The organism is Hymenobacter agri (genome assembly GCF_054778495.1).
The window spans coordinates 1-6,048 of sequence record NZ_BAAGZM010000241.1; the positions used below are offsets into that span (position 1 = coordinate 1).

At 63.1% G+C, this 6,048-nt stretch carries 6 protein-coding genes; all 6 read left to right on the top strand.

The annotated features are described in order from the left end of the window. The first annotated feature begins 235 nt into the window (after window positions 1-235). Entirely contained in the window at window positions 236-826 is a 591-nt protein-coding gene (locus ACYVDE_RS12685) for a hypothetical protein (RefSeq protein ID WP_460501914.1), read from the top strand. Beyond that, window positions 826-1,500 carry a hypothetical protein gene (locus tag ACYVDE_RS12690; RefSeq protein ID WP_460501915.1) on the top strand — a complete coding sequence of 225 codons (675 nt, stop codon included), beginning with the start codon at window positions 826-828 and terminating at the stop codon, window positions 1,498-1,500. The genes ACYVDE_RS12685 and ACYVDE_RS12690 overlap by 1 nt, the downstream gene beginning before the upstream one ends. Before the next feature lie 25 nt (window positions 1,501-1,525). Further along, a complete protein-coding gene (locus ACYVDE_RS12695) occupies window positions 1,526-3,163 on the top strand; it encodes a hypothetical protein (protein ID WP_460501916.1) in 1,638 nt (545 codons plus the stop codon). A 71-nt stretch (window positions 3,164-3,234) separates the two neighbouring features. After that, on the top strand, window positions 3,235-3,786 hold the full coding sequence (locus tag ACYVDE_RS12700) for a hypothetical protein (protein WP_460501917.1): 552 nt from the start codon (window positions 3,235-3,237) through the stop codon (window positions 3,784-3,786). Beyond that, entirely contained in the window at window positions 3,783-5,180 is a 1,398-nt protein-coding gene (locus ACYVDE_RS12705) for a hypothetical protein (RefSeq protein WP_460501918.1), read from the top strand. Before ACYVDE_RS12700 ends, ACYVDE_RS12705 begins: the two co-directional genes overlap by 4 nt. Then, window positions 5,177-6,048 (top strand): DUF6712 family protein (locus tag ACYVDE_RS12710; protein ID WP_460501919.1); only part of this gene is annotated, 872 nt, incomplete at its 3' end. The genes ACYVDE_RS12705 and ACYVDE_RS12710, both read left to right, overlap by 4 nt.

Here is a 6,048-nt window from a genome sequence, read left to right on the forward strand (position 1 = left end):
GCTGCGCGAGCGCGCCGTGCCGGCCCCGGAGCCGGCAGCCCTGGTCGAGGTACTGCCCGACACAAACGTGGGGCCTGCAGTAGTCGCTGCAGGCCCCACCAGGGCAACAAGAAAAACGGGTGCACGACGGGAAGCGTGAGGGAGGAGAGACCACCCGTTTTTAGCCGCTGGCCGCAAGGTCAGCGGCTTTTTTTTTGTCCTTTTCGATGGGGAAGATACGACGCAGGTTTGCAGCGTGGAGGAGATTCAGGAGTGGTTGGAAAGCGGGCAGGACTATGCCCAGGGCGTGGCCTTATACGAAGCGCACGGCCGTAGCGCCGTGCTGCGCAGCACGCTGGCCTTTGGTGAGACGGAGTTTACCCGGGCCAAGCTGGTGCACGCGCTGCAGCAGTTGGTGGATGCAGTGCCGGCGGCCGCACATGTACGCGTCGTCGACACATCGGCCGAACGTGTACGCGAAACGCCGAAACCTGTACAGGTTGACCCGCAGCGCCGCGACTGGTTCGCCGAGCGCAACCACCTGCACGCGCAGCTGGGTCTGGTGGCCACCGACGAGCAGCGCCGGGTGATGGCCCTGCGCATCCTCGAACTCGGCGACCTGATAAGCCAGAGCTACGACCAGGCTGCCGGCCGCGCGTCGGTGCTGGCCCCGGCGGGTCCGGGTACGCCCGGGCTGGAACAGGTGCGCGATGAGGGCGAAATCCGCCGCCTGCTGGCCAACCTAAAGCCCCAACGTAGCAAACTGAAAAAGCGGCCTGAGCGGGCCGCCGACCTGGCCACGGTGGAGGCCGACATCCACCTGCTGGAGAGCAAGCTGAAAATGTGATGATGGAAAACCCCAATTATACCACCGGCACTGAAACGAGCCTGGACCGCATCCGGGCCTCGTTCTTCGAAGACGAGGAAGAAGACCGGCTTTCACCGGCTGAGCTTGAGCAGAAGGGGCAACTTGTGGCGACCCATGCCTGGCTGACTCAGGGTAAATCGCCCGAAAAAACAGTTGGGCTGCTCTGTGGCCGCTACGGCATTGCCCGGGCAACGGCCTATCGTCGCATCCGCGACTCGACGGCTCTGTTTGGCGAAGTTACCCGCACGCACAAGGATGGCATCAAGCACATTCTCTACGAGATGTCGATGCTTGTCTTCCGCAAGGCCCTGAAGGCCCAGGACAAGTTTGGCAATCCGGATTTGAAATCAGCCAACGCCGCCATCAAGAACATGGCCGCGCTCAAGGGCCTGGACAAGGAGGATTCGAGCGCCCTCACGCCCGAGGTGCTCGGCAACCGCAGCTTCTACCTTACCATTCACATGGGAGGCGCCAGCGCCGAGAAAACCATCGACCTGGGCAACTTGGACAAGATAGAGCCCGAAACCTACGCGGAAGTAGTGCGGGCCGTGGAGGCGAGCGATTTGAGTCTGGAGGGAATGGAAAAGCTGCTCGGCGAGGCCCGGGAAGCGAACGAGGAGGAAGACGATGCCTACGAAAGCCCCATCGGTTAAGCCGCTCAAGTTTAACCGCCCGCAATTGCGGTTCATTATCTCGAAGCTGGCCAGCGCCGTGAGCCTGTGGAGTCGGGCCACCGGCAAGTCCACGCTCATCGCCTGGCTGATTCACCTCATCGTGACGAAGATGCCCCGCAGCTGCTGGGGCATCGTGGGCTCGACCTACGGCCAGATTCTGACCCGGACGCTGCCCTCGACGATTGACGCGCTGGAGCGGCTCGGTTACATCAAGGACGTGCATTACTTCATCGGCCGCAAGCCGCCCTCGTCCTGGGGGTGGCCCGAGCCGTTTCAGCGGCCGGTGAAGTACGACCACTTCATCATCTTTTACACCGGTACGGGCTTTCACCTGATTTCGCAGGACGGCAATGGCTCCAGCAGCCGCGGCCTGAACCTGGATGGCTACATCGGCGACGAGGCCCTGCTGCTCGACCGCGAAAAGCTCGGCACCGACGTCATTGCCTCGAACCGGGGCAACAAGGACGTGTGGAAGGGCTGCGACCTGCACCACGGCAAGTTCCTGTTCTCCTCGATGCCCTGGGGCGACACGGGCAAGTGGCTGCTCGACGATTCGGCCTACTACGAGCGCGACGGCAAGCCCTTCTCGGCCACGCGCGACGCGATGATTCGCCTGCAGCTGGAGTTCGTCGACTCGCGCTCGCTGAAAACCCGGCTGGCGCTCTACGAGGAGATTCTGGCGCTCTCGGCCCAGCTCACGTTCTACGCCAACCCCAAAAAGCTGCGGCACAACGGCAAGGAGGTGCCCCGCGGCCTGCTCTACTCGGAGGCCAACATCTTCGACAACCTGGTCAACCTGGGCATTCCCTACCTGGAGGAGCAGCGGCGTGAGTTGTCGGACTTCGTGTTTCTCATTGAAATCCTCAACCAGCGGCCCAAATCGGTCGAGGCGGGCTTCTACCCGCGCCTGGCGCCGCACCACGCCGAGGAGTGCCCCAATACCAACTACATCGCCGGCCTGGACTTCAACCTGAGCAAGCTAAAGGTGCAGGACAGCCGCATGGATGGGGACTGCCGCACCGAACTGCCCATCCGGGGCGCCGTGGACTGGGGCAGCAAAATCAGCACCCTGACTGTAGCTCAGGTGCATACCGAGGTGCGCCAGTACCGCTTCCTGAAGGGTTTCTACGTCAAGCACCCCAAGCTCATTAACGACCTGGCCGATGCCTTCTGCAAGTACTATGAGAACCACATCCGGCAGGAATTTCACTTCATCGAGGATACCGAGTGGGGCAACGCCCGTAAGCCCGATGCCGACCTGACCTACAACCAGCAGTTCGCCGAGCGCCTGCGCCACCATGGCTGGAAGGTGCGCCACTTCAACCAGGGCCGGGTGCCGAGCTACGCCCACCGCTACCACTTGGCCCACGAGCTGCTCGGGGAAGAAGACCCGCGGCAGTTGGTGGTGCGCTTCAATAAGGTCAACTGCAAGGACGTGCTCACGGCCATGAGCCTGGCCCCGGTGAAGCAGGACAGCCGGGGCGAGATTGCCAAGGATAAGAGCAGCGAGAAGAAACTCACCGTACCCGGGCAGGAAGCCACCCACTTCACCGATACGGTCGACCTGCACTTCCTTTCCATCGACAAGCACGTGGCCCGGGCCACGCCCCATGCCAGCGGGCTCATCATCGTGAGTGCGTAGTGGCAATTGCCACGTCATGACGATGTTTAACGAGCGAAAAGGCCGTTTCCACGCAGGAAGCGGCCTTTTTTGTGGCATATATCCTATTGGTTGGTACTGGCAATTGCCAACATCAGAACAGTGCGCGTCGGGGTGTTCAAGCACTACATGAGAAAATTCCGACCGCAAAAACGCGAAAAACGGCCCGCATGGTGCCGCCAGGGCATTATGGCGTGAGAATGGGGTTTTCGCGCCTGCAGCCGGGCGTTTTGCTGTCCTTTTTTCGGGCGCGCGGTAGGGAGAAGTTTGCCTCGATGATTGCGAACAGTGTGCGGCTGACGGAGGTGCTCCGGCAGATGGAAGAAGGGGAGGAGCGGTTCAGTATTCGGTTTGTGAAGGCGGACAAACGCCGCAAAACCGGAGGCAAAATCGAAGAGTGGCATCGGTGCCAGCTCTCACGCCGGCGGCAAGCCGGCGCGGAGCGGCCGCGTGCCGCGCACGCGGCGGAGGAAACGCCTGGCCGCCTGCCGGCCCACTACCAAAACGCTACGCGCAACCTCGTGCAAGGCAACAGCAGTCAGGTGCGGAAGGTCCACATCTGGCTCATATTGGAGTTCAACGGGCAGAAAGTGGTGTTGGGATGAGCAGCAGAGTAGTAGTGAATAAGGACGCCACGCTGGCGTACACGGAAAAGTCGGGCACGGTCTTCCGGCTGAACATGAGCGCGGCCTCGGCGGCCGCCCTGCGTGGCTCGGGTGGCAAGCCGGCGGTGGAGGAGGAGCCCACCACGCCGCAGAAAAAGCCCGACACCGGGGGCGACGTCATTCCCTGGGGCGAGGACAACCTGTTTCCGCAGGCCGTTATCAAGGACATCGAGAAGAATACGGTGCTGCCGAGCGTGCTCGAGCGCAAAACCAGCATGATGTACGGCGGAGGCATCGTCTACGGCATCATCACCGGCGTCAACCAGGACGGCGCAAAGATTTTTGAGGCGCAGCAAATTGAGGAAATCGACGATTTTCTCGAAGGCAGCAACGTGGCGCGCTACGCCTTCGAGGCGCTGCACGACGTGAACACGTTTAGCAACGCCTTTCCGGAGCTGATTGTGTCGAAGAACCGGCAGAAAATTGTCGGCCTCTCGACCCAGGAGGCGCCCTGGACGCGCTACCTCAAGCCCAAGGCCGGCGGCCTGCCCACGCACGTGGTGCTCAACGCCAACTGGGACAACGGCGGCACAGCCACCGATGACTACGCGGTGCAGGTGCCCATCCTTGACCCCTACTACGACGCGGTGGGGGCGCTGCGGGCGCGCACCGACGGCTTCAAGTTCATCTACCCGCTGAGCATTCCCTCGCCCGACAAGGCCCTCTACCAGCTCGCCAGCTGGAACGCGGTGCGGCGCTCGGGCTGGCTGGAGGTGGCCGCGGCCATCCCCGAGTTCAAGAAGTCGCTGTTCAAGAATCAGTTGTCGGTGAAGTACCTGGTCTCGATTCACTCGGCCTACTGGGAGTGGAAGTATGGTGACTGGGAAGGGCTGAGCCAGGAGGAGAAGGTGCGCCTCATCAACGACGAGCTCACGGCCTTCGACAACGTGATGTCAGGCACCAATGGCGCCGGCAAAACGGTGATGACCACCACCATCCTTGACAAGCGCACCAACCAGGAGGTGGAGGCCTTCAAGATTACGGCCATCGACGACAAGCTCAAGGACGGCCTCTACATCGAGGACTCGGCCGAGGCCAGCTCGCACATCTACACGGCCGTGGGTGTGGCCCCGAGCCTGATGGGGGTATCCCCCGGCAAGGGCATGGGCGACGGGGCCGGCGGCGGCTCCGAGCCGCGGGTGCTGTTCAACAACTTCGTCAGCACCGCCCAATTCCACCTCGACCTGGTACTCGAGCCGCTGAACCTGATTGCCCGCTACAACAACTGGACGGTGAACGGCAAGCGCATTCGCTTCCGCTTCCTCAACCCCTTCGTCATGCAGCCCGATGCCAAAGACTCGTCGGCGGCCGACCCCCAACAGCAATCAAAATGAGCTTCATCCGCACCATCGAGCAATTCTGCGCGCACGTTCGGGTGAACGTGAGCGGCACCGACCTGGAGAACCTGGCGCCCGACCTGCAGCTGGTCGAGACCCGGCAGCTGCGCCCGCTGCTGGGCCCAGCGCTCTACAACGACCTGCAGGCGCTGAGTGACGCCGACCTGGAGCAACTACTCGCCCCGGGCAGCACCGACGTGCGCAGCGAGCTGCTGCGTCTGGTGCAGCGAGCCGTGGCCAACCTGGGCATCGTCGAGTACATGCCTTTGCTGCAGGTGCTCATCTCCGACTCGGGCGTGAACCTGGTCGGGAGCAAAACGGCCTTCCAGTGGCAGATTAAGGACCTGCAGGCCAGCTTCACCCGCAAAGGCACCAACGCGCTGGAGGAAGTGCTCGAGCACCTCGACGCCCACCTCGATGCGCCGGAGCTGGCGGCCTGGGGCACGTCGACGGCGGCCGTGGCCACCCACCAGTACCTGCTGGCCACGGCCCGGCAGTTCTCGGTGCACTACGCCATCGGCGACTCGCGCCTGACCTACCTGGCCCTGCTGCCCACTCTGCGCAAGGTGGAGCGCTTCGACCTGGCCCCGGCCCTGGGCGCGGCCTTCTACGCCGAGCTGAAGGAGCAGCTGCGCGACCGCGACCTCTCGGCTGACAATGCCGAGCTGCTCGACGACTACCTGCGGCCGGCCCTGGCCCACCTGGTCGTGGCCAAGGCTCTCAGCGGCGACGTGGGCCTGGGCTTCAACGGCGACGTGGTGGAACTGAACATGTACCGCCCCGACGACTCCAACGCCAAGGAGGCCGACGCCAGCTTCAGCCAGCTGCTGAGCCTGAAGGCGGCCGCGGCGCTGGAGGACGGCCG

Coding starts and splice junctions, on each gene's coding strand:
- ACYVDE_RS12690 (WP_460501915.1), top strand. CDS start 826: ATGATGGAAAACCCCAATTATACCACCGGCACTGAAACGAGCCTGGAC.
- ACYVDE_RS12705 (WP_460501918.1), top strand. CDS start 3,783: ATGAGCAGCAGAGTAGTAGTGAATAAGGACGCCACGCTGGCGTACACG.